General features: G+C 33.0%; 16 protein-coding genes. All 16 read left to right on the forward strand.

Going from position 1 to position 20,589, the window contains the following annotated elements:
* Positions 1-359 precede the first annotated feature (359 nt).
* The 16 genes from truA (at position 360) to DM444_RS08270 (ending at position 20,579) form a co-directional block, all read left to right on the forward strand.
* Positions 360-1,094 (forward strand): tRNA pseudouridine(38-40) synthase TruA, encoded by a 735-nt coding sequence (gene truA, locus DM444_RS08195; RefSeq protein ID WP_111285485.1) that lies wholly within the window; start codon positions 360-362, stop codon positions 1,092-1,094.
* A 139-nt stretch (positions 1,095-1,233) separates the two neighbouring features.
* The gene (locus DM444_RS08200) at positions 1,234-2,988 is read left to right on the forward strand and encodes an ABC transporter ATP-binding protein (RefSeq protein WP_111285487.1); all 1,755 of its coding nucleotides are present in this window, start codon (positions 1,234-1,236) and stop codon (positions 2,986-2,988) included.
* 16 nt (positions 2,989-3,004) lie between these two features.
* Positions 3,005-4,573: a histidine kinase gene (locus DM444_RS08205; protein WP_111285489.1), complete on the forward strand. Its 1,569-nt coding sequence runs from the start codon at positions 3,005-3,007 to the stop codon at positions 4,571-4,573.
* 85 nt (positions 4,574-4,658) lie between these two features.
* Entirely contained in the window at positions 4,659-7,256 is a 2,598-nt protein-coding gene (locus tag DM444_RS08210) for a zinc-dependent metalloprotease (protein ID WP_111285491.1), read from the forward strand.
* 15 nt (positions 7,257-7,271) lie between these two features.
* Positions 7,272-10,610, forward strand: coding sequence for a SusC/RagA family TonB-linked outer membrane protein (locus tag DM444_RS08215; RefSeq protein ID WP_111285493.1), 3,339 nt, complete (start codon positions 7,272-7,274; stop codon positions 10,608-10,610).
* A gap of 11 nt (positions 10,611-10,621) precedes the next feature.
* On the forward strand, positions 10,622-11,941 hold the full coding sequence (locus DM444_RS08220; RefSeq protein WP_111285495.1) for a RagB/SusD family nutrient uptake outer membrane protein: 1,320 nt from the start codon (positions 10,622-10,624) through the stop codon (positions 11,939-11,941).
* 153 nt (positions 11,942-12,094) lie between these two features.
* The gene (locus tag DM444_RS08225; RefSeq protein ID WP_111285497.1) at positions 12,095-12,859 is read left to right on the forward strand and encodes a LytR/AlgR family response regulator transcription factor; all 765 of its coding nucleotides are present in this window, start codon (positions 12,095-12,097) and stop codon (positions 12,857-12,859) included.
* A gap of 225 nt (positions 12,860-13,084) precedes the next feature.
* Positions 13,085-13,669, forward strand: a complete 585-nt coding sequence (locus DM444_RS08230; protein ID WP_111285499.1) for an NUMOD4 domain-containing protein — start codon at positions 13,085-13,087, stop codon at positions 13,667-13,669.
* A gap of 556 nt (positions 13,670-14,225) precedes the next feature.
* Positions 14,226-15,614, forward strand: a complete 1,389-nt coding sequence (gene lpdA / locus DM444_RS08235) for a dihydrolipoyl dehydrogenase (protein WP_073416603.1) — start codon at positions 14,226-14,228, stop codon at positions 15,612-15,614.
* Between the two features lie 350 nt (positions 15,615-15,964).
* Positions 15,965-16,714, forward strand: a complete 750-nt coding sequence (locus DM444_RS08240; protein ID WP_111285501.1) for a DUF2314 domain-containing protein — start codon at positions 15,965-15,967, stop codon at positions 16,712-16,714.
* A gap of 140 nt (positions 16,715-16,854) precedes the next feature.
* On the forward strand, positions 16,855-17,346 hold the full coding sequence (locus DM444_RS08245) for a TPM domain-containing protein (protein WP_111285503.1): 492 nt from the start codon (positions 16,855-16,857) through the stop codon (positions 17,344-17,346).
* Between the two features lie 101 nt (positions 17,347-17,447).
* A complete protein-coding gene (locus DM444_RS08250; protein WP_111285505.1) occupies positions 17,448-17,786 on the forward strand; it encodes a n-acetylglutamate synthase in 339 nt (112 codons plus the stop codon).
* A gap of 63 nt (positions 17,787-17,849) precedes the next feature.
* Complete coding sequence (locus DM444_RS08255; protein ID WP_111285507.1) at positions 17,850-18,239, forward strand: DUF1801 domain-containing protein; 390 nt, start codon at positions 17,850-17,852, stop codon at positions 18,237-18,239.
* A 94-nt stretch (positions 18,240-18,333) separates the two neighbouring features.
* Positions 18,334-19,005 (forward strand): DUF2625 domain-containing protein, encoded by a 672-nt coding sequence (locus DM444_RS08260; RefSeq protein ID WP_111285508.1) that lies wholly within the window; start codon positions 18,334-18,336, stop codon positions 19,003-19,005.
* 218 nt (positions 19,006-19,223) lie between these two features.
* Positions 19,224-19,904, forward strand: coding sequence for a DUF4919 domain-containing protein (locus DM444_RS08265; RefSeq protein WP_111285510.1), 681 nt, complete (start codon positions 19,224-19,226; stop codon positions 19,902-19,904).
* A gap of 132 nt (positions 19,905-20,036) precedes the next feature.
* Positions 20,037-20,579 carry a DUF2975 domain-containing protein gene (locus DM444_RS08270; protein ID WP_111285512.1) on the forward strand — a complete coding sequence of 181 codons (543 nt, stop codon included), beginning with the start codon at positions 20,037-20,039 and terminating at the stop codon, positions 20,577-20,579.
* Positions 20,580-20,589: the final 10 nt, after the last annotated feature.

Raw genomic sequence — 20,589 nt, forward strand, 5'->3', positions numbered from 1 at the left:
ACATGATTTTTAGCTGAACAAACTATGATTTGCATTTTGGGTTTTAATGGATTTTAACAAAGTTTCTGAGACGCTAACATACTAAGGAACTAAGTTTTTGTTTTTAGATTTTATTGAAATGGATGTTTATTGATTTAAAAATATACCGAAAATATTATACCTATATATTAAGTACAATTTTTTCCAATCTCATGTTAGACGCACTACAGTGCGTCTCTACAGATATGCAGAACGCAAAAACCATTACAATTCTGAACCTTTGTAACTTTGTTACTAAAAGAAAACTTAGAACCTTAGCATCTTAGCATCTTAGAAGCTTTTTTTCATACCTTTGCCCTTCAGAACCTCTGTCCCTTAAAATGAGATATTTTATTCAATTCGCTTATAACGGAACACATTATCATGGCTGGCAAATACAGCCGAATGCTTCTTCAGTTCAAGAAACTTTAAATAAAGCTTTTTCGGTTTTATTAAATGAAACTATCAGCATCATGGGTGCTGGAAGAACAGATACTGGTGTTCATGCGAGTGAAATGTACGGTCATTTTGACACAGAAAAAACCTTAGATATTCCGGTTTTAATTCATAAACTGAATTCTTATTTACCAAAAGACATTGCGATTTTTGATGTTATTTTAGTTCACGATGAGGCACATTGCAGATTTGATGCCACAAAAAGAACTTATGAATATCATATCAATACAGTAAAAAATCCGTTTTTACAGGAACTGAGCTGGTATGTTACGCAAAAATTGGATGTTGGCTTGATGAATGAAGCTGCTCAACTATTATTGAAGCATACCGATTTTCAATGTTTTTCAAAAGTTAATACTGACGTAAACACATTTGATTGCACGATTTTTGAGGCATACTGGAAACAAGAAAACGGAAAACTGATTTTTACCATTTCGGCAAATCGGTTTTTAAGAAATATGGTTCGCGCCATTGTCGGCACTTTAATCAATATCGGTTTAAAGAAAATCACTTTAATTGATTTTGAAAACATTATTGCCAGCAAAAGCAGAGAAAAAGCAGGATTTTCGGTTCCTGCGCATGGTTTATATTTAACCAAAATAGATTACGAATATTTATAGCTATAAGCTGTAGGCAATAAGCTCCAAACTTTTGCCTAAAGCCTAAAGCTTAAAGAAATATAGCGGTAAGCTATAAGCAAGAGGTTTTAAGCGCTAAGCCTATTGCCTAAAGCTTATTGCCTAAAGCCAATTAAAAAAAATGAAAGCAAAAGCATTCGATACTGGATTATTCAAACGAATTCTAAAATATACTCGCCCTTATAAATGGCGCTATTATGGCGTAATCCTATTTGCCATTTCGCTATCTATCTTTGCTGCCCTTCGTCCTTATTTACTTAAAGAAACGGTCGATGGTTACATCAAAACTCACGATAAAATGGGATTACTGATGTATATCATTTTGATGGGAGTAGTTTTATTGATGGAGGTTTTTTCTCAATTCTACTTTGTTTATTGGGCAAACTGGCTCGGACAAGATATTGTAAAAGATATTCGAACCAAACTTTTTCAGCACATTTTGAGTTTCAGAATGAAGTATTTTGATTTGGTTCCCGTTGGTCAATTGGTTACGAGAGCCGTTTCAGATATTGAATCGATTGCACGTATTTTCAGTCAAGGTTTATTTATGATTATAAGCGATTTGATGAAAATGGTTGTGGTACTTCTTTTTATGTTTTACATGAACTGGAAACTGACTTGGATTGTCGTGATTGCAATGCCCATTCTGGTTTACATTACAAGAATTTTCCAGCGTAAAATGCAGGTCGCTTTTGAAGAAGTAAGAACTCAAATTGCCAACATGAACTCATTTGTTCAGGAACGTGTAACGGGTATGAAAATCGTACAGCTTTTTAACCGTGAAAAAATCGAAGCCGAAAACTTTAAAGAAATCAATAACAAACATAGAGTTGCTTGGATTAAGACGATTTTGTACAACTCGATCTTTTTCCCGATTGCCGATATTATTTCATCCATAACTTTAGGTTTGGTTGTTGTTTATGGTGGTTTCAGAATTTTAAACGGAGATCATTTTACGACTTTCGGAGATTTATTTTCATACACCATGTTTATCGGAATGCTTTTTAATCCGTTAAGACAAATTGCGGATAAATTTAACGAGATGCAATTAGGAATGATCGCTGCCAATCGTGTCTTTGATATTATTGACACACAAGATCATATTCAAGATACAGGAACAATTGAAGCGCCAGTTTTTGATGGAAGAATTGATTTTAAAGACGTTCGTTTCAGCTACATTCCAGAAGAAGAAGTTATAAAAGGAATTGATTTATCAGTTTCGGCTGGACAAACTATTGCCATTGTAGGTTCTACGGGTGCTGGAAAATCTACCATTATTAATTTATTGAATCGTTTTTATGAAATCAATAGCGGAACGATTTGTATTGACGGAGAAAATATCGAAAACTATACTTTAGCTTCTTTAAGAAAACAAATTGCTGTTGTTTTGCAAGATGTGTTTTTATTTGCCGATACGATTTATAACAATATCACTTTGCACAATCCAGAAATTACTCGAGATAAAGTAATTGATGCTGCGAAGAAAATTGGTGTTCATGATTTTATTATGAATCTGCCAGATAATTATGATTTTGATGTAAAAGAGCGAGGTGTCATGCTTTCTTCAGGACAACGCCAGCTTATTGCTTTTTTACGTTCTTATGTAAGTAATCCGAGTATTTTGATTTTGGACGAAGCGACTTCTTCTATCGATACGTATTCTGAAGAAATGATTCAGCGTGCGACAGAAACGATTACAAAAGGAAGAACTTCGATTATTATTGCACATAGATTAGCAACAATTGTAAATGCAGATAAGATTGTGGTGATGGATAAAGGATTGATTGTTGAACAAGGAACGCATCAGGAATTATTGCTTAAAACTGATGGTTACTATAAAAATTTATATGACTCGCAATTCGCCGTGGCGAACTAAGTCATAATGGTACTTCTTGAAATTTAGATTAAAAAAAATAAAATCTCAACGCGCTTTCGTAATTTACGTTATCGCTTCTATTCTTATTACGGTTTCTTCTGTATACATATTAAGTAATTTAATTACTGATCTTACAGAAAAAGCAAATGAAGATCTAGCACAACGTAATTTTATTAAAAAGCACGAATTCCTGTCGCAAGAGTTTTCGAAACTTCTGGAACAGGAAAACAGAATTAAACATGTTTTAAAAATTAGTAAGCCAGAGAATCTAGCTTCTAACTTACAAGTTTTATCTTCAGTTCAAGGCACCAATTTATTAGTCGATAACAATTGGTTTCAGATTAATGACGGTGAAGTTCAGTTTGGGATTGACTCTATTTCAGATGTCATGAAAAAAGAGGCGAAAGATTTTATTCTCCAAAATAAAAACAAAGACCATATCAAAACGGTTATTTCGCAGGGAAAAGAACAAATTTGGAGAATTTATTTCAAACTCGCTTCAAAAAATTTAACCGTGCGTTATGGTTACGATATCAATTTAAAGAAACTTCACGATTATATTTCTACCGCCGACAAAACAACTGGTAATTATGCTTTTGTTTTTGATCAATCTGGAAGATGTGTTTATCATCCAGAATCTGATCTTATTGGAAAAAACGTTTACAAGTTTTCTTCTACACAACCTTTTGATACTATATTCAGCAAAAAGAAGGATTATGTAAAAACAGTGACAATGTCTGAATTTTTGAAAATGGATGTTATTCGTTTTACAAAAAAAATAGATATACAAAATCTGTCGTGGTATATATGTGTAGATTTTCCAAAAATATTTGTTGATGAAAATGTAACGTTAATTAAGAAATATTCAACTTGGATTTATTCGATTACAACTGTAATGTTGTTGTTGATTTTCTATTTATTCTCTTATGTAAACAGACGTGCGTATAGAGAAAAAGGAATTGCGATTAAAGAAAAAAACCGACTTTTAGTTGAGAACGAAAAAATTGTAAAAGAAAAAGCACTGATTCAGCTTCAGCATTTAAAAGAGCAGATAAATCCGCATTTTTTATTTAATTCGTTGAACTCGCTTTATATGTTGGTTGGAAGCGATGTGAAAACGGCGCAGAAATTCACACTAAACTTATCTCGAATTTATCGCTATTTAATTGATCCGCCAGAAAAGAACATTGTTCCTTTAAAGGATGAACTTTTATTTATAGAAAAATATATCTTTTTACAGCAGACTCGTTTTAAAGAAGAATTATTCTTCTCTATAGAAATCGAAAACCAAACTGCTTTAAACAAACACATCCCCTATCTAGCCTTTCAGATTGCGGTAGAAAATGCTATTAAGCATAATGCTGCCACTCAAGAAAGTCCTTTAACTACAAAAATCCTGATTAAAGAAGATCAGGTAATCATCAGCAACAATCTTCAAAAGAAATTGACCGCTGAACCAAGTACTAAATTTGGGTTAAATTACCTGAAAAGTATTTACAATTATTATTCAAAAACCGATTTTAAAACATCAGAAAAAGACGGCGTTTTTATCTGTATTCTTCCATTAATATCCATTCACTCCTAAAAAAAAGCCACTCACTCCTTTTTGTTTTTTTGCTGAACTAAAATCGAATAGTTTCGGCCAAAAATTAACCTAAACTTAACATCTGATGAAGGAAAAGGCATTCCTGCATAATTTGATAATATTTTGCATACTCCTATTATTATTAGCACCTCTTACTGTTCATTCTCAAAAGAAAAAGAAAGACAAAAAAGAAGAGACAACTGAAATTAAAAAAGATTCTACTGACGCCAAAAAAGGCAAAAAATATAGTGACCTAATAAAAAAAGGTTCTGTAAAAAAAGGACTATTCAATATCATCCAAGTTAAAACCGATGTTTATTTTGAAATTCAGGACAGTTTGTTTAAAAGAGAATTTCTAATTGTAAACAAATTATCTCAGGTTCCTTACGATATAAATGAAGCCGGATTAAATAAAGGAATGAATTATGAAAATAAAGTTATTTCCTTTTATAAAGATACTATTGCAAAGAAAGTCTGGGTAAAGACATATCAGCCTAAAGTTTCTTCTCCTAAAGAAGATGCCATCACAGCATCTGTAATTAATAATTTCTCCGAATCTATTATTGAAGTTTTTGATATCGAAACCAAAAACAACGATTCGAGCGCTGTTGTAATTAAAGTAAATAAGATTTTTGACGGAAAACAAAAAAGTTTTAATGATGTAATGGGCAACATTGGTTTAAGCGGTTCTGTAAAATCTGATTTATCTTATATAGAAGGATTAAAATCTTTTCCTAAAAACATTGTTGTAAAATCACAAATGACAACTTCACTTAGCGATGGAGGTGCCTCAGTACCTATTACGCTTGGTGTGACAACTAATATTATTTTATTGGATAAAACTCCAATGAAACCTCGTTTTTCTGACCAAAGAATTGGTTTTTTTACTGAAAAGCATTGGTACTTTGCCGATGCACAGCAGGCAATGCTTGAAAAAGAATTGATTACCCGCTGGCGTTTAGAACCAAAAAAAGAGGATGAAGAACGTTATTCGAAAGGTGAATTAGTAGAGCCGAAAAAACCAATCGTTTATTACATCGATCCATCAACTCCAAAACAATGGAGAAAAAACATCATTGATGGGGTACACGATTGGCAGGCAGCTTTTGAAAAAGCCGGATTTAAAAATGCTGTTATTGCAAAAGAACCTACTGAACAAGATTTAGATTTTGACATTGATGATGTACGTTATTCTGTTATTACGTATGCCGCATCTCCAAAATCAAACGCAATGGGACCATCTGTGGTTGATCCTAGAAGCGGTGAAATTATCGAGGCCGATATTATCTGGTGGCATAATGTAATGACTTCGCTTCAAAGCTGGATGCGTATTCAGACTGGACCAATTGATCCAAAAGCACGCGGCAATACATTTAGCGATGAGCACATGGGAGAAGCAATTCGTTTTGTTTCATCTCACGAAGTGGGTCATACTTTTGGTCTAAAACATAATATGGGTTCTTCTTTTGCTTATGATGTAGAATCTTTACGTTCTAAAGAATTCACAGCAAAAATGGGAGGCACTGCTCCTTCTATTATGGATTATGCCCGATACAATTATGTCGCACAACCAGAAGATAATGTCACAGTTATTACTCCAAAAATTGGAGAATATGATAAATATGCAATAGAATGGGGTTACAGATGGTATTCGCCTAACGAAAACGAAACAGCTAAACTAAACGCCTTAGTTACAAAACATCAAAATGACCCTATTTATTTTTACGGTGAGCAGCAGCTAGGTCCTGCAATTGATCCTCGTTCACAGTCTGAAGACTTAGGAAACGATGCTGTAAAAGCAAGCGAATACGGTTTGAAAAACTTAAAACGTGTTGTAGATAATATCATAAACTGGACATACGACAAAGATAAACCTTACCACGAAACTGGTAAACTGTATATTGGAACTATTGGACAATGGCACATGTACAATCATCATGTAGTAGCCAATGTTGGCGGTGTTTATTTAAACACAACGGTTCACGGTGATAACAAACAAAGTTATGTTCCAGTTCCTGCATCAATGCAGAAAAAAGCAACCGATTATTTAATTAAAAATGTAATTACAATTCCGCAATGGTTGTTTTTCAATGACATTTTAGACAAAACGAATCCGCTGAAAGATTCTCCTATTGGACCTTATGAGTACACTCCTTACACGCTGGCAAGAGAATTACAATATGATGTTATGTATAGTTTATTATTCGATGACCGTTTGCTTCGAATGACAGAAAATGAATTATACCAGCGAAATAAAACCAGCGAACCCGTTTTTACCGTAAATGATTTGTTTAAAAAATTACACCAAAGTGTTTTTGCAGGTACTATTCAAAACAAATCACTTAGCATTCTGGAGCGAATGACACAGAAAAATTATGTAGATGTTTTAATTGTTTCGACAAATAAATTATTTGAAAAAACAGATGTTAAAAAAACAATCCAAATACAGGAAACATTACAAATGCCTCATTTATGTTCTGTAGATGATGAACATATGGCAAGAAACATTAATAACTATTTTTTAAAAAGAGTTACAGAAGTAACCTCAGATAAAAAAGGAGAATTATCAAAAGTCCTTCAATTATTAAAAACAAAAAAGAGCACAGGAGATCAATCTACCCAAAACCATTACTGCGATTTGATACAACGAATCGATAAAGCCCTAAATAATACAACCTTTTAATACACAACCCAAAACATGAAGAAAATTTTACATGCCTTACTGCTGTTCCTGGCCATCGCAGGATACTCGCAGGAATCCCGAACTATTACGGGTATCATTCAAGATGAAGCAGACTTGGCGCCAATTCCTGGCGCGTCAATCTTCGTTGAGAATAATTCTATTTCAAACAAAACTGCTATGGCAGGTATTATTCATAGTGAAGCAATTGGAACTACATCAGATTTCGATGGTAAATTCACTTTGAAAATCGGAAAAAACGTTACTTCTTTGAGAGTTACTTTCATGGGATACAAATCGTATACTCTTGAATTAGATGCTCAAAAAAACTATACTATTAACTTAACATCTGAAACAGCAAAACTTCAAGAGGTTGTTGTAACAGGTTACCAAAAAATTGAGAAAAGAAAACTTACTGCTGCCGTTTCTAAAATAGATATGTCGGCTATTCAGCAAACTGGGGTTTCTAGTATTGACCAATTATTGGTAGGACAAATTGCGGGGGTTGCTGTTTCTACTCCATCTGGAGCACCTGGAGCACCAGCTAAAATTAGAATTAGAGGTACAGCTTCTTTAAGTGGAACTCAAGATCCTTTATGGGTATTAGATGGTTTACCATTAGAAGGAAATGACGTTCCTAAAAACTACGACAAAGACAATATTGATCAATTGAATAACTTTTCTATTGCAGGTTTAAATCCAGATGATATTAAAGATATTACAATCTTAAAAGATGCTGCTGCAACTGCTATTTACGGTGCTCGTGCTGCAAACGGTGTAATCGTTGTTACGACTAAAAAAGGTAAAGCTGGTAAAATGGTGATTAATTTCAACACCAATACTTTTATCACTCAAAGACCTGATTTCTCTAAATTAAATTTAATGAATGCAAGCCAAAAAGTTGATTTCGAACTTGACCTTGCAAGCCGTTCTGATTTAACATACAGAGACAATGTTGGAGAAATTTCTCGTATCCTAAACGGATCAAATGAGTTGGCAGCTTATAGAGCAGGAGGATTTTCTGCGTTAAGCCCTGCTACACAACAATCAATTAATGATTTAAGAAACAACAATACAAACTGGGGTAATTTAATTTACCAAACTGCAATCAACACGCAACACGGTTTAAGTTTATCTGGAGGTGGAGAAAAATCTGATTACTATTTCTCTTTAGGATATTATGATGAAAAAGGAACTACTATTGGAACTGGTTTCAAACGTTACAATTTAACTTTGAAAAACAATTTCGAAATTACAGATAAATTCAAAGTTGGAGTTGGAATCTTTGGTTCTGAAAACAAAACTACTTCTTACTTATCAGATACAGATGCTTACACAAGCCCTAGTAACTATTCAAGAAACGTAAATCCATATTTGACTCCTTATAATGCAGACGGAAGTTATAAATATGATCAAGATATTGTGGGTTACTCAGAACGTTATGTTCCTTTTAATATTTTAGAAGAAAGAGCAAACACTTCTTACGATTTAAAAACAAGAGCCGTAAAAGCTTTATTAGATGCTGAATATAAAATCACTAGAGATTTAAAAGTAACCTCTCAATTAGGTTTACAATTGGACAATACTTCTAGCGAAAAATTTGCAGATAAAGACACTTATTATACTAGAAAAGAAAAAGAAAGATCTCGTTACTTTGCAAACGGAGCTTATAATTACTTTTTACCTGAAGGCGGTATTATCCAAAACGCAAACACTGACTTTTTCCAATACAATCTAAAAACAATGGTGAATTACTCTAAAACTTTTGGAGAAAAACACGAAGTTGAGGCTATGGTTGGTAATGAGTTAAGAAGAAATTATACAACTACTATTGCAACAAAAGGTTTTGGATTTGATAAAAACACTTTGACTACTAAGCCAATTATGTTCCCAAATAGCTCTTTTGCTAATGATGCGATATACAGAACGTATCAGAAATCTGAAAACGAAAATGCTTTTGCTTCATTTTTTGCTACAGCTTCTTATACTTACAATAGAAAATACAGCGTATTTGGAAGTGTGAGATATGATGGTTCAGATTTATTTGGTGTAGATCCAAAATACAAATATTTGCCACTTTGGTCAACTTCTGCTTCATGGGCAGTTTCTGAAGAAGATTTCTTAAAAGACAACTTAACACTTTCTAACTTAAGATTACGTGCTTCTTACGGTTTACAAGGTAATATTGATAAAAACACTTCTCCTTTTGTAATGGGAAGATACAGCAATACAACCATTTTACCTGGACAAACAGAACAAACCATTTCTGTTGAAACTCCACCAAACGACAAATTGCGTTGGGAAAAAACTACTAATACCAACTTAGGTATGGATCTTGGCTTATTCAACAACCGTATCAGCATTGTAACTGATTTATACGGAAGAAAAAGTACTGACTTAATTGGTTTGAGAGCAGTTCCGTTCGAAAACGGTTTTGAGTACAGCAACATGAACTGGGCACAAGTAAGCAACAAAGGTTATGAAATCACTTTGTCTACAAGAAACATTGACCGTCCAAACTTTAAATGGAATACAAGCATTAACTTTTCTCATAACAAAAGTAATGTAGATAGAATTGAAGTTCGTGATACTGATTTACTTCCAAGCAGAGAAGGTCGTCCTGTAAATGCGGTTTTTGGATTAAGAACAAACGGTATAGACGAAAATGGTTATCCTTTATTTGTTAATAAAAACGGTGAAACAGTAAATGCTCAAACTTTCTTCAAATTGTACGATCCTTATGCTGATTTCTTCCCTGGAGAACTTACAGAATCATCTTTAACACCAGCAGAGTATAGAGATTTATTTGTTTACTTAGGTGATAGAGATCCTAAATTCACTGGAGGTATTACTAATACAATTCAAGTACATAATTTTGATTTTACAGTTGCTGCTGCATTTAATTTGAAACAGACTGTTGTAAGAACACCTCCGTACAGTGGAACTGAAGTAGACAGAGGACAAAATTATTCTACTGATATTTTGAATGCTTGGTCACCAACCAACACTTCTTCTAATTTACCAGGAATTACAGGTAAAGATTCTGGAACAGGAGATTCTTGGATGGCATATCAATGGTTCTCATCAGCTACTCCATTAAACTGGAATAATTACTTAGATACATGGGTTAGCGAAATGAGTTATATGAGATTGAGCAGTATGCGTTTAGGCTATACATTCCCTAAAGCATTTACAGATCACATCAACATCCAAAGCATCAGACTTAACGTTGAAGCAAGAAACTTATTTGTAATCAGTTCTGACTTTAAAGGATATTTTGATCCTGAAACTTACGGAAACATTTATGCACAGCCAGTTCCTAAATCATTCACTATTGGATGTAATGTAACTTTCTAATACAATTAAAGATGAAAAAAATCTCAAAATACATATTACTTTTTACTGCAGCAATTGCAGTAACAAGCTGCGATGATTATCTGGATATAACACCTGTTGGGCGTGTTATTCCAGAAACACAAGAACAATTTCGTGCGGTATTAACAACTGGATATTCAAAATATCCAGAACACAAAACATTGACAACACTTCGTACAGATGAATTGACATTGGATGATTTTAGTGAAGATCTTAATATTTACAAAGACATTTTTATCTGGAAAGATGCCAATCCTGACCGTATTACAAGAGATTTCCAATATCAGGATTTATACAATGTAATTTTCTATACGAATGTAGTAATCAATGAAGCATCAAAAAAAGTAGCTGCTTCTGAAGAAAGAAATCAATTAATTGGAGAAGCTTATGCTTTAAGAGCAATGGCTTATTTTGATTTGGTTAACCTTTTTGGAAAACCATACAACGCTACAACTGCTTCTTCAGACAAAGGAGTTCCATTGGCTTTAGAAATTGACTTAGAGCAGGTTTACGTTCCTCAAAGTGTTGAAGTAATTTACAATCAAATTATTTCTGACACTCAGGAAGCTGAAAAACTTATCAATTTAAATTCACAGACAAAAGGTTTAAATTATCGTTTTTCAAAAGTTGCATTGTACAGCTTAGAAAGCCGTGTTTACTTACACCAAAAGCAATGGCAGAAATCTTTAGATGCTGCAAATAAAGCGTTGGCAATCAACAACAATCTAGTTGATTTAAAAGCTACTTCTGTATTTGCAACAAAATACGATTCAAAAGAATCTATTTTAGCTTTAGAAGATGGATACATTAACAGAATGAAGGGAGCTTCATACGCTTCGTCTGAGTTAATTGCTGCTTACGACAGAACAACAGATTTACGTTTTCCTCTTTACTTCTTAGCAAGCGGAAGCCGTTTCAGAATTCAAAAAGGTGGTAACGATGACCAAAAATGTACGCTTAGAACTTCTGAATTGTATTTGACAAAAGCAGAAACACAAGTGCAGTTAAATAATATCGCTGATGCCAAAACTACTGTTTTAGCTTTCGCTAAAAACAGATATACATCAGCAGGATATATAGCGCTTGAAATCGCAGTTAACGCAATGAACGCAGCAGATTTAACAAACTTCATTTTGGCAGAAAGACAACGTGAATTTGCAGTTGAAGGACACCGTTGGTTCGATTTGAGAAGAACATCTCAAAAACAAATCGTACACACTATCAATGGTACCGATTATACTTTGATACAAAACGATCCGCGTTATACAATCATTTATCCTGCAAATGCGAGATTGAACAATCCCAATCTATAATTTTACCTAGAATTGTTTTTTTTAAAAGGTCCAGTTTTTTTAAGCTGGGCCTTTTTTTATATAAATCCCAATAACAAAATGCTCACTTTATTGCGAATAATAATTACTGAATTATCTTTGCCGCATAATTGAACACTCCAAAATGTTTATAAAATGAGAATTGCTATTGTCGAAGACGAATACCTAGCTTCTAGCTATCTAAAATCTATTTTAGAACAGCAAGATATTTTACAGATTGCAGAAATTAGCGTTTTAAAATCTGTAAAAGAAGCAGTTGTTTTTTTTAGCGAAAACAAAGTCGACTTAGCATTTATGGATATTCATTTAGGTGATGGAAAAAGTCTCGACATTTTCGAAAAAACCATTATCGCCTGCCCTGTTATTTTTATCACGGCTTATGATTCTTACGCTATTTCTGTTTTCAAACATTTTACGATCGATTATCTTTTAAAACCATTTGAAGAAGAAGAATTATTAGAAGCGCTTCAGAAATTCAGAAATATAAAAGAAAGTTTTAATAGCGATTCTACGCTTCAATCTTTAGTCGCAATAGAAAATCCAGAATCGAATAAAATACAGCGTCATTTCTTAGTAAATCACGGCTATAAATTGATTTCTATTAACGAAAGTGAAATCACCTATTTTTCAGCCACAGGAAAGCATCTTTTTGTCCATGTAAAATCTGGAAATAGCTATTTATACAATAATACATTAACCGAAATTATAAACAGTTTAGATGCTTTTAATTTCTTTAAAATAAATCGAAAATATATCGTTCATCGAAACACGATTAAAGAAGTTGTAAAACATTCCAATCAGAAAGTGGAATTGATTTTAACGGTTCCTGCAGCCGAATCTGACGCTATTTTTATCAGTAAGAAGGAAATAAATAATTTCAAAAATTGGCTTGACCAATAAATTAATAATTATTTAGCTATAAATTTTCGCAGTTTTCAAAAATTAAAAAACTGCACTTTTGATAAATTGTGATTTAAAATCCGACTAAAAACTGTCAAAAACACGTTTAAACGTTAAAATAGCGTTATAGAAATCATAAAATTGCCCGTTCACTATCAATAAGATAGCAGAAATTTTTGGTTTATTATTTATCTTTGAGAGTATAGAAATCAAATGTAAAAGAAAATGCCACAAAATAGATTTTATCCAAATGAACAGTTTAAAGAAATAGAAATAAATGCCTCATTACAATTACGATATGCCATTTCAAACAGAGGTCGACTAATAAGTTTTACAGACGAAATTGAAAACGGACGCATCTTAAAAGGCGGATTAAGCGATGGTTACCCAACTTTCCGTTTTAAGGTTAAAAAAGACGATAAAATCGTAAACAAATATCTCTTCCTATATAAATTAGTTGCCCAATATTTTATTCCAAAAGATTCCGAAGATCAAACTTATGTTCTGCATTTAGATTACAACAGAGCTAACGATGATGTAAGCAATTTACGCTGGGCAACCAAACAAGAAATGATGGCTCATAGCCGAAAAAGTCCACGCGTTATTCAGGCCAAAAAGAATCTGATCGAACACAATCTTAAAGCCGACGGACGAAAATTAACAACTACAAAAGTGATGTTAATCAAAAAAATCCTTGCAAGACCTGAACAAAAAACACGTCTTAAAATGATTGCAAAACAATTCGGCGTAAGCGAAATGCAAATCAGAAGAATTGCCAGCGGAGAAAACTGGGGACACGTGAAGATTTAATGGTGAATGGTTAATTGTTGATGGTTAATTGTGAATTATTAATTGCTAATTGTCAGGCTGAGCGAAGTCGAAGCTCCGCATAAAGCTCTTCTCCCAAAGTTTCGGACACTCAGAATAACAAAATTATAATAGCCACAGATTATACAGATTAACAAAGATTTGAAAAAATCATTTTAATCCTAATAATCTGTGGCTTATTCTTTATATTAATTTTCAAAACAACTTATCACTAATCACTAATCACTTTTCACTAATCACTAATCACTAATCACTAATCACTAATCACTAATCAAGATTCACTAATTACTATTCACTAATTACTATTCACTTTTCACTAAATAGCAAAAATCACTTCATAATTCACAATTTACAATTCACAATTACTTCGGTTTCTGTGAAAAGACCAAAATCTGTGTCTTTAAAAACAAATTTTCAGGTGTTCATTTAAAATAAATCCTTAAATTCGCAATCACAAATAACAAAAGAATAAATCGAAAGATGAGTTTTCGGAATTTTAAAATTCATTTTTCGATAGTTAATACTAAAAACAAAAAAAATGAAATACGACGTTATTGTTTTAGGAAGTGGTCCTGGAGGATATGTAACTGCGATTAGAGCTTCACAATTAGGTTTTAAAACTGCTGTAGTAGAAAAAGAAAATCTTGGTGGAGTTTGCCTTAACTGGGGATGTATCCCTACAAAAGCGCTTCTAAAATCTGCTCAAGTTTTTGATTACCTTAAACACGCTTCTGACTACGGATTGAAAGTTTCTGAATTCGATAAAGATTTCCCAGCAGTTATTCAACGCAGCCGTGGTGTTGCAGAAGGAATGAGCAAAGGAGTTCAATTCTTAATGAAAAAAAACAAAATTGACGTTATCGAAGGTTTTGGAAAACTAAAACCAGGAAAAAAACTTGACGTTACTGATAAAGACAATAAAGTTACAGAATATAGCGCTGACCACATTATCATCGCAACTGGTGCTCGTTCTCGTGAGTTACCAAACTTACCTCAAGATGGTGTAAAAGTAATTGGATACCGTCAGGCAATGACATTGCCAACTCAACCAAAATCTATGATTATTGTTGGTTCTGGAGCAATTGGAGTTGAGTTCGCTCACTTCTACAACTCAATGGGAACTGATGTTACTATCGTAGAATTTATGCCAAACGTAGTTCCTGTAGAAGACGAAGATATCTCAAAACAATTTGAGCGTTCTTTGAAAAAATCAGGAATTAAAGTAATGACTAACTCTTCTGTTGAGCGTATTGACACAACAGGTGCAGGAGTTAAAGCATTCGTTAAAACGGCAAAAGGAGAAGAAGTTTTAGAAGCTGATATCGTTCTTTCTGCAGTTGGAATCAAAACAAACATTGAAAACATCGGATTAGAAGAAGTTGGAATCGCTGTTGACAGAGATAAAATCTTAGTAAACGCTTACAACGAAACTAACATTCCAGGATACTACGCAATTGGAGACGTTACTCCTGGTCAAGCTTTAGCTCACGTAGCTTCTGCTGAAGGAATCAACTGTGTTGAAAAAATTAAAGGTTTACACGTAGACCCAATCGATTACGGAAACGTTCCTGGTTGTACTTATGCAACTCCAGAAATCGCTTCTGTTGGTTTAACTGAAAAACAAGCTAAAGAAAAAGGTTACGAATTAAAAATTGGTAAATTCCCATTCTCAGCTTCTGGAAAAGCAAAAGCTGCTGGAAATGCTGATGGATTCGTAAAAGTAATTTTCGATGCTAAATACGGAGAATGGTTAGGATGTCACATGATTGGTGCTGGTGTTACAGATATGATTGCTGAGGCAGTTGTAGCTCGTAAACTTGAAACTACTGGTCACGAAATCCTTAAATCTATCCACCCTCACCCAACAATGAGCGAGGCTGTTATGGAAGCTGTTGCTGATGCTTACGGCGAAGTAATTCATTTGTAAAAATATACCGTTTTACGGTTATATATAATTCTCAATTTATAAAATCCGATTTGTGAAAACAAGTCGGATTTTTTTATTCCAACATATTTAAAGTATCTAAGATAACCATCTAGTTTTGTCATTTCGACGTAAGGAGAAATCTCCACAAGTAACTCGACAAAAATTGGCAAGCAGCAGTATAAAAATATTTGCTAATCACCCTACTTTGAGGAGTTTCTCGAGAAGATTTCTCCCTTCGGTCGAAATGACTAATACTTTGTCTTCAAATGAACCTCATAAATCCTTAAATATCATTTCTTCCAAAGTAATAAAAAGATTACTTTTATAATTCATTATAAATATGCCCTTTTATGAAAGAAACAAAAATATTCTACGCCGACGGAGAAAATCCAAAAATGATCGAAGCTTATAAAAAAGCTCAGGAAACCTTTAAATACTTCTGGAGAGAATTATCTTGGGAATACAGACGAATAATTCCAGGATTGCATGTTGCTTGCGTAAAACTAGCTTTTACTCAAGAAATTGACAATGAAACCGTAGTAGAACATATGTGGATTAACGATGTAAATTTTGATGGAGAAAATATCTACGGTGTTTTAGTAAACGATCCCGAAGAACTAACTAATGTAAATAACGGAGACGAAATTGCAATTCCAATAAATCAAATTAGCGACTGGTTGTTTGCGATTAATGGTCAAACTTATGGTGCATTTACAATCCAAGCCATGCGTTCTGAAATGAGCGAAGACGAAAGAGCTTCTCATGATGAAGCATGGGGATTAGATTTTGGGGATTTTAATGATATTCTGGTCGTTAACGAACAAAAGGAAAAACCAGAAAATCTAGTTGAACATCCGATGAGCAAAAACATGAAAGAAAGTCTTATCGATTTTGTAAAAAACAATCCTGAAGAAATAACGCATCAAGATGAATTGGGATATACTTTTTTACATCGCGAAACCATAGCAGGAAATCAGACTTCAGTTGAAGTTTTGTTAGAATCTGGCGCAGATAAAAATGCAAAAACTGAAAGCGGTAAAACAGCATTAGATTTTGCCAAAGAACTAAAATGGGATCATTTACTTCCATTACTTCAATAAGAAACCAAAAATCCGATTTAATTTAAAATCGGATTTTTTTTATTGATTTTATTAGAAATAAATAGTGATTTTTCATAACAAATTCAGCATTAATTTTTAATAATAAAGACTTACTTTTGCCGTGCCCAAAACTATAAGCCATGAAAAAATTATTGTTCCTATTTACAATTGTTCTTCTTATATCTAGTTCCCTTTCTGCACAAACAAAACCAGAAACAAAAACTATTTTTGCCCCATCCTACGATTATGTAAATGATTTTGAAAAAATTATGACTCCTAGTCAGGTGAAAACTTTAAGCGAATTTTTAAAAACTAGTGAAGCCAAAACAAAAAGTAAAATCCTTATTGTAACTACTTCTTCAATAAGCCCGCATACAGATCTAACCGATTATTCTTTAGAACTGGACAAATACTTACTGACTCAGTTAAAAATCGACACTTCAATTCTTATTGTAATAAGCAAGCAATTAAGACAAATTCAAGTTCAAGGCGTTGATAAAATACGTGTCAAAATGAGCGATCAGGAAATGAAAGACATCATTTCAACTTATGTAGTTCCAGAACTTAAAAAAGGTGATTATTACAAAGGTCTACTTGTAGGCTCACAGCAATTAGTTAAAAAAATAGAATAAAACGACAACATCCGATTTGTATAAACAGGTCGGATGTTTTTGTATTCAAAATACATTCTCTACAATAAAAATAATAACTTGACTTTTTAACCAGTACTAAAATGATCAATTATAACAATAAGATTTTCAAACCTGTAAGCAACAGCGAAAACGGAGAAACTTCTAATGAAACCGCTTTTCTTTATAAACAAGAAGGAAATATTTTAAGTGCAGAATATTCAGGCGGAAAAATCATAAAAGGTCATTTAATTGGATTGGTGGATAAAGAAGGTAATATCGAAATGAGATACCATCAAGTAAATGAAAAAGGCGAATTAATGACTGGAATTTGCCATTCAAAACCTGAAATTTTAGAAAATGGAAAAATCAGACTTCATGAAACCTGGCAATGGACATCTGGCGACCAATCAAAAGGAAATTCTGTAATTGAAGAACAATAAAAATAATCCTGAGATCTTTTATAACTTTATCAAAAATCAGTAACTCACTAAAAATCAATTATTATGAAATCAGAAATTCAGACTTATAATAATTCTCAGACAGCTGAAGATAAAGAAATCTGCGATCTTCTTTATAACATAATAGACAAGAACTTAATTGAAGCCGAAAACAAAATCTGGCATGCGCATCCGGTTTGGTTTCTAGACGGAAATCCGATTGTAGGATATAGTAAATTAAAAGGTTCTGTCAGATTGTTTTTCTGGAGCGGACAATCTTTTGAAGAAGAAAAACTACAAAACGAAGGTTCGTTTAAAGCTGCCGAAATGCGTTATACAAACGTTAATCAAATTAACGAAGAAGACTTGAAACGCTGGCTCGGAAAAAGCATAGAAATTCAATGGGATTATAAAAATATTGTCAAACGAAAAGGAGTTCTGCTTCGACTAAAATAACCTATTAACCAAAAACAAATACAACCCAAAAATGAAATTTTTTCCCCTAATCGCCTTTATTTTTTTAACCTCTACAACCTTTTCACAAACAAAAATGCGACCAGTAAACGAACTCATAGATCAAACAGATTCTGGATGGAAATTAGTAAAAGAATGGACAAATACTGCCAAAAACAAAGTAGAAATTCTTCCCGCAGATCCTCAAAAAGCCAAAGATGCTTTGTATCACACCCAAGTTACAACCAGCTCGCCAATGGGCGCTATTGTATATAAAACTGGCGGAATTTTAATCGACAATGGATGGATCAGAATTCTAGGTTCTGGAAGCGCCAAACTTAACCGAAGTCTTCCAGATTGGAACAAAGGAAAATCTTTTAAAGAATTTGGAGAAGCTCCTTCTTACCTTTTAATTGCCGATGATGCTTTGGGCGGTTTTTATATATTGAATGGCGGTGCATTTGGAACCGATCTTGGAAAAGTATATTATTTTGCACCAGATAATTTAGAATACGAACAACTTGATATTACCTATTCTGAGTTTTTAGAATTTTGTTTTAATAATGATTTAGATAAATATTATTCTGGCAGCCGTTGGGAAAACTGGAAAAAAGATCTTGCTGCATTACAAGGCGATCAAGTTTTTAATTTTTATCCTTTCCTATGGACCGAAGAAGGAAGCGATATCAACAAAGTTCAAAGAAAAATGATTTCTGCTGAGGAACAATACAGCCTTAATTTAGATTTAAAAAAACAGCTTGGGCATTAATCCAAATACATAATAGTTTAATTTATCTGGCGTGTCCCTCCGGGTCAGGCTGTGCGCTAAATTCCCGATTAACAAAAACTACGGCTAAAAAACCTTGTTTTTCTAAATCGGGAGATGCCGCTCCCATCCTCACCCATCTGTTTTCATAAGAACATTTTTGTTCTAATATAATTTGTATTTTAGTAAGATCATAACTACAACCAAAAACACTCTAAATCATGCTAAAACAAATTTTTATCCTTCTCCTTTTTTGTCTCGGAATTCAATTACATTCACAAGAAATTGGTTTTACAACTCCAGATTATAAATCAATCGAAAAAGAAATTAACGACAAAAATTCAAAGTTTTTCTATCCAAAATTAATGGAAAGACTCATGAAAAATGATACCCTTTTATCACATGATGAATACCGTCATTTGTATTTAGGCTATGTTTTTCAACCCAAATACAATGCATTTTGGACATCTCCTGATGAAGAAAAACTTCGCACATATTACAATAAAGAGAAACTCGAAACTTCAGATTATGATGAAATTATTAAATTGTCTAATCATTCCTTAAACGATTTTCCGTTTGACTTAAAACAGCTTAATTTCCTTGCCTACATTTATCATTTAAAAGGCGACGAAACAGCAGCAAAAATTACTTCTTTTAGATTTCATAGTATTATGAATGTCATTCTCTCATCTGGCGACGGAAAAAAATGTGAAACAGGTTTTCATGTCTTAATGGTCGATCATGAATATGTTTTGCTCAGTCTTTTCGAAATCGATTCTAAAGAACAATCTCTCGTAGGAAACTGCGATTATCTAAGTTTTGAAAAAGGAGTTTACAATGTAGATGGCATTTATTTTAATATTGAAAAAATGCTAGAAAACGAAAGGAAAGCACTCAAATAATCTAATTTTTAAATATAAAACAGCAACTCCAACATTAAATTTGTTGGAGTTTTTTTTGATAAAAACTATTTATTTATTGTTTATCAATAAATTTTTATTATTTTAGCAGCATAACTTTTAATCTTGATCACAATGGAAATTAAAATTGGAACACCGCAGATCCTAAAAATTTTGAATATTTTATCATGGATTATTTTTATTGGCTTATGCGTAGAAGCTGGTATGTATCTTTTTAACGGAATTTATACAATGACTATAAATTCATACAATGCACGTTTTCTTGATTTACTTGATTTGTACAATTATAGTCCAAGTTATTACATTCAAGAAATTTGTTTTATCAGTATTGTAGCCATACTAAAAGCAATTATGTTTTATTTGATTGTAAAAATGCTGCATTATAAAAAATTAGACATTGCACAGCCTTTCACTGCCGAAATGGGACATTTTGTTTCTAATCTTTCTTACTTGGCTTTCGGAATCGGGTTGTTTTCTTTTTGGGCTTTCAAATTCAATAATTGGCTGGCTTCAAATGGCGTAAAACTCCCAACTTTAGAATCTCTGAATCTTGAAGGGCACAGCATCTGGATTTTTATGGCAATTGCCATGTTTGTAATAGGGCAGATTTTTAAAAGAGGAATCGAAATTCAATCTGAAATTGATTTAACCATTTAAACGAAACATT

Source organism: Flavobacterium ginsenosidimutans (assembly GCF_003254625.1).
In the GTDB taxonomy this organism is placed as follows: Bacteria; Bacteroidota; Bacteroidia; order Flavobacteriales; family Flavobacteriaceae; genus Flavobacterium; species Flavobacterium ginsenosidimutans.

Bases quoted from the DNA above. Each gene is read 5' to 3' on its own strand.
- DM444_RS08215 (WP_111285493.1), top strand. From the start codon at position 7,272: ATGAAGAAAATTTTACATGCCTTACTGCTGTTCCTGGCCATCGCAGGA.
- DM444_RS08265 (WP_111285510.1), top strand. From the start codon at position 19,224: ATGCTAAAACAAATTTTTATCCTTCTCCTTTTTTGTCTCGGAATTCAA.
- DM444_RS08240 (WP_111285501.1), top strand. From the start codon at position 15,965: ATGAAAGAAACAAAAATATTCTACGCCGACGGAGAAAATCCAAAAATG.
- DM444_RS08230 (WP_111285499.1), top strand. From the start codon at position 13,085: ATGCCACAAAATAGATTTTATCCAAATGAACAGTTTAAAGAAATAGAA.
- DM444_RS08220 (WP_111285495.1), top strand. From the start codon at position 10,622: ATGAAAAAAATCTCAAAATACATATTACTTTTTACTGCAGCAATTGCA.
- truA (WP_111285485.1), top strand. From the start codon at position 360: ATGAGATATTTTATTCAATTCGCTTATAACGGAACACATTATCATGGC.
- DM444_RS08245 (WP_111285503.1), top strand. From the start codon at position 16,855: ATGAAAAAATTATTGTTCCTATTTACAATTGTTCTTCTTATATCTAGT.
- DM444_RS08210 (WP_111285491.1), top strand. From the start codon at position 4,659: ATGAAGGAAAAGGCATTCCTGCATAATTTGATAATATTTTGCATACTC.
- DM444_RS08225 (WP_111285497.1), top strand. From the start codon at position 12,095: ATGAGAATTGCTATTGTCGAAGACGAATACCTAGCTTCTAGCTATCTA.
- lpdA (WP_073416603.1), top strand. From the start codon at position 14,226: ATGAAATACGACGTTATTGTTTTAGGAAGTGGTCCTGGAGGATATGTA.
- DM444_RS08260 (WP_111285508.1), top strand. From the start codon at position 18,334: ATGCGACCAGTAAACGAACTCATAGATCAAACAGATTCTGGATGGAAA.
- DM444_RS08255 (WP_111285507.1), top strand. From the start codon at position 17,850: ATGAAATCAGAAATTCAGACTTATAATAATTCTCAGACAGCTGAAGAT.
- DM444_RS08200 (WP_111285487.1), top strand. From the start codon at position 1,234: ATGAAAGCAAAAGCATTCGATACTGGATTATTCAAACGAATTCTAAAA.
- DM444_RS08250 (WP_111285505.1), top strand. From the start codon at position 17,448: ATGATCAATTATAACAATAAGATTTTCAAACCTGTAAGCAACAGCGAA.
- DM444_RS08270 (WP_111285512.1), top strand. From the start codon at position 20,037: ATGGAAATTAAAATTGGAACACCGCAGATCCTAAAAATTTTGAATATT.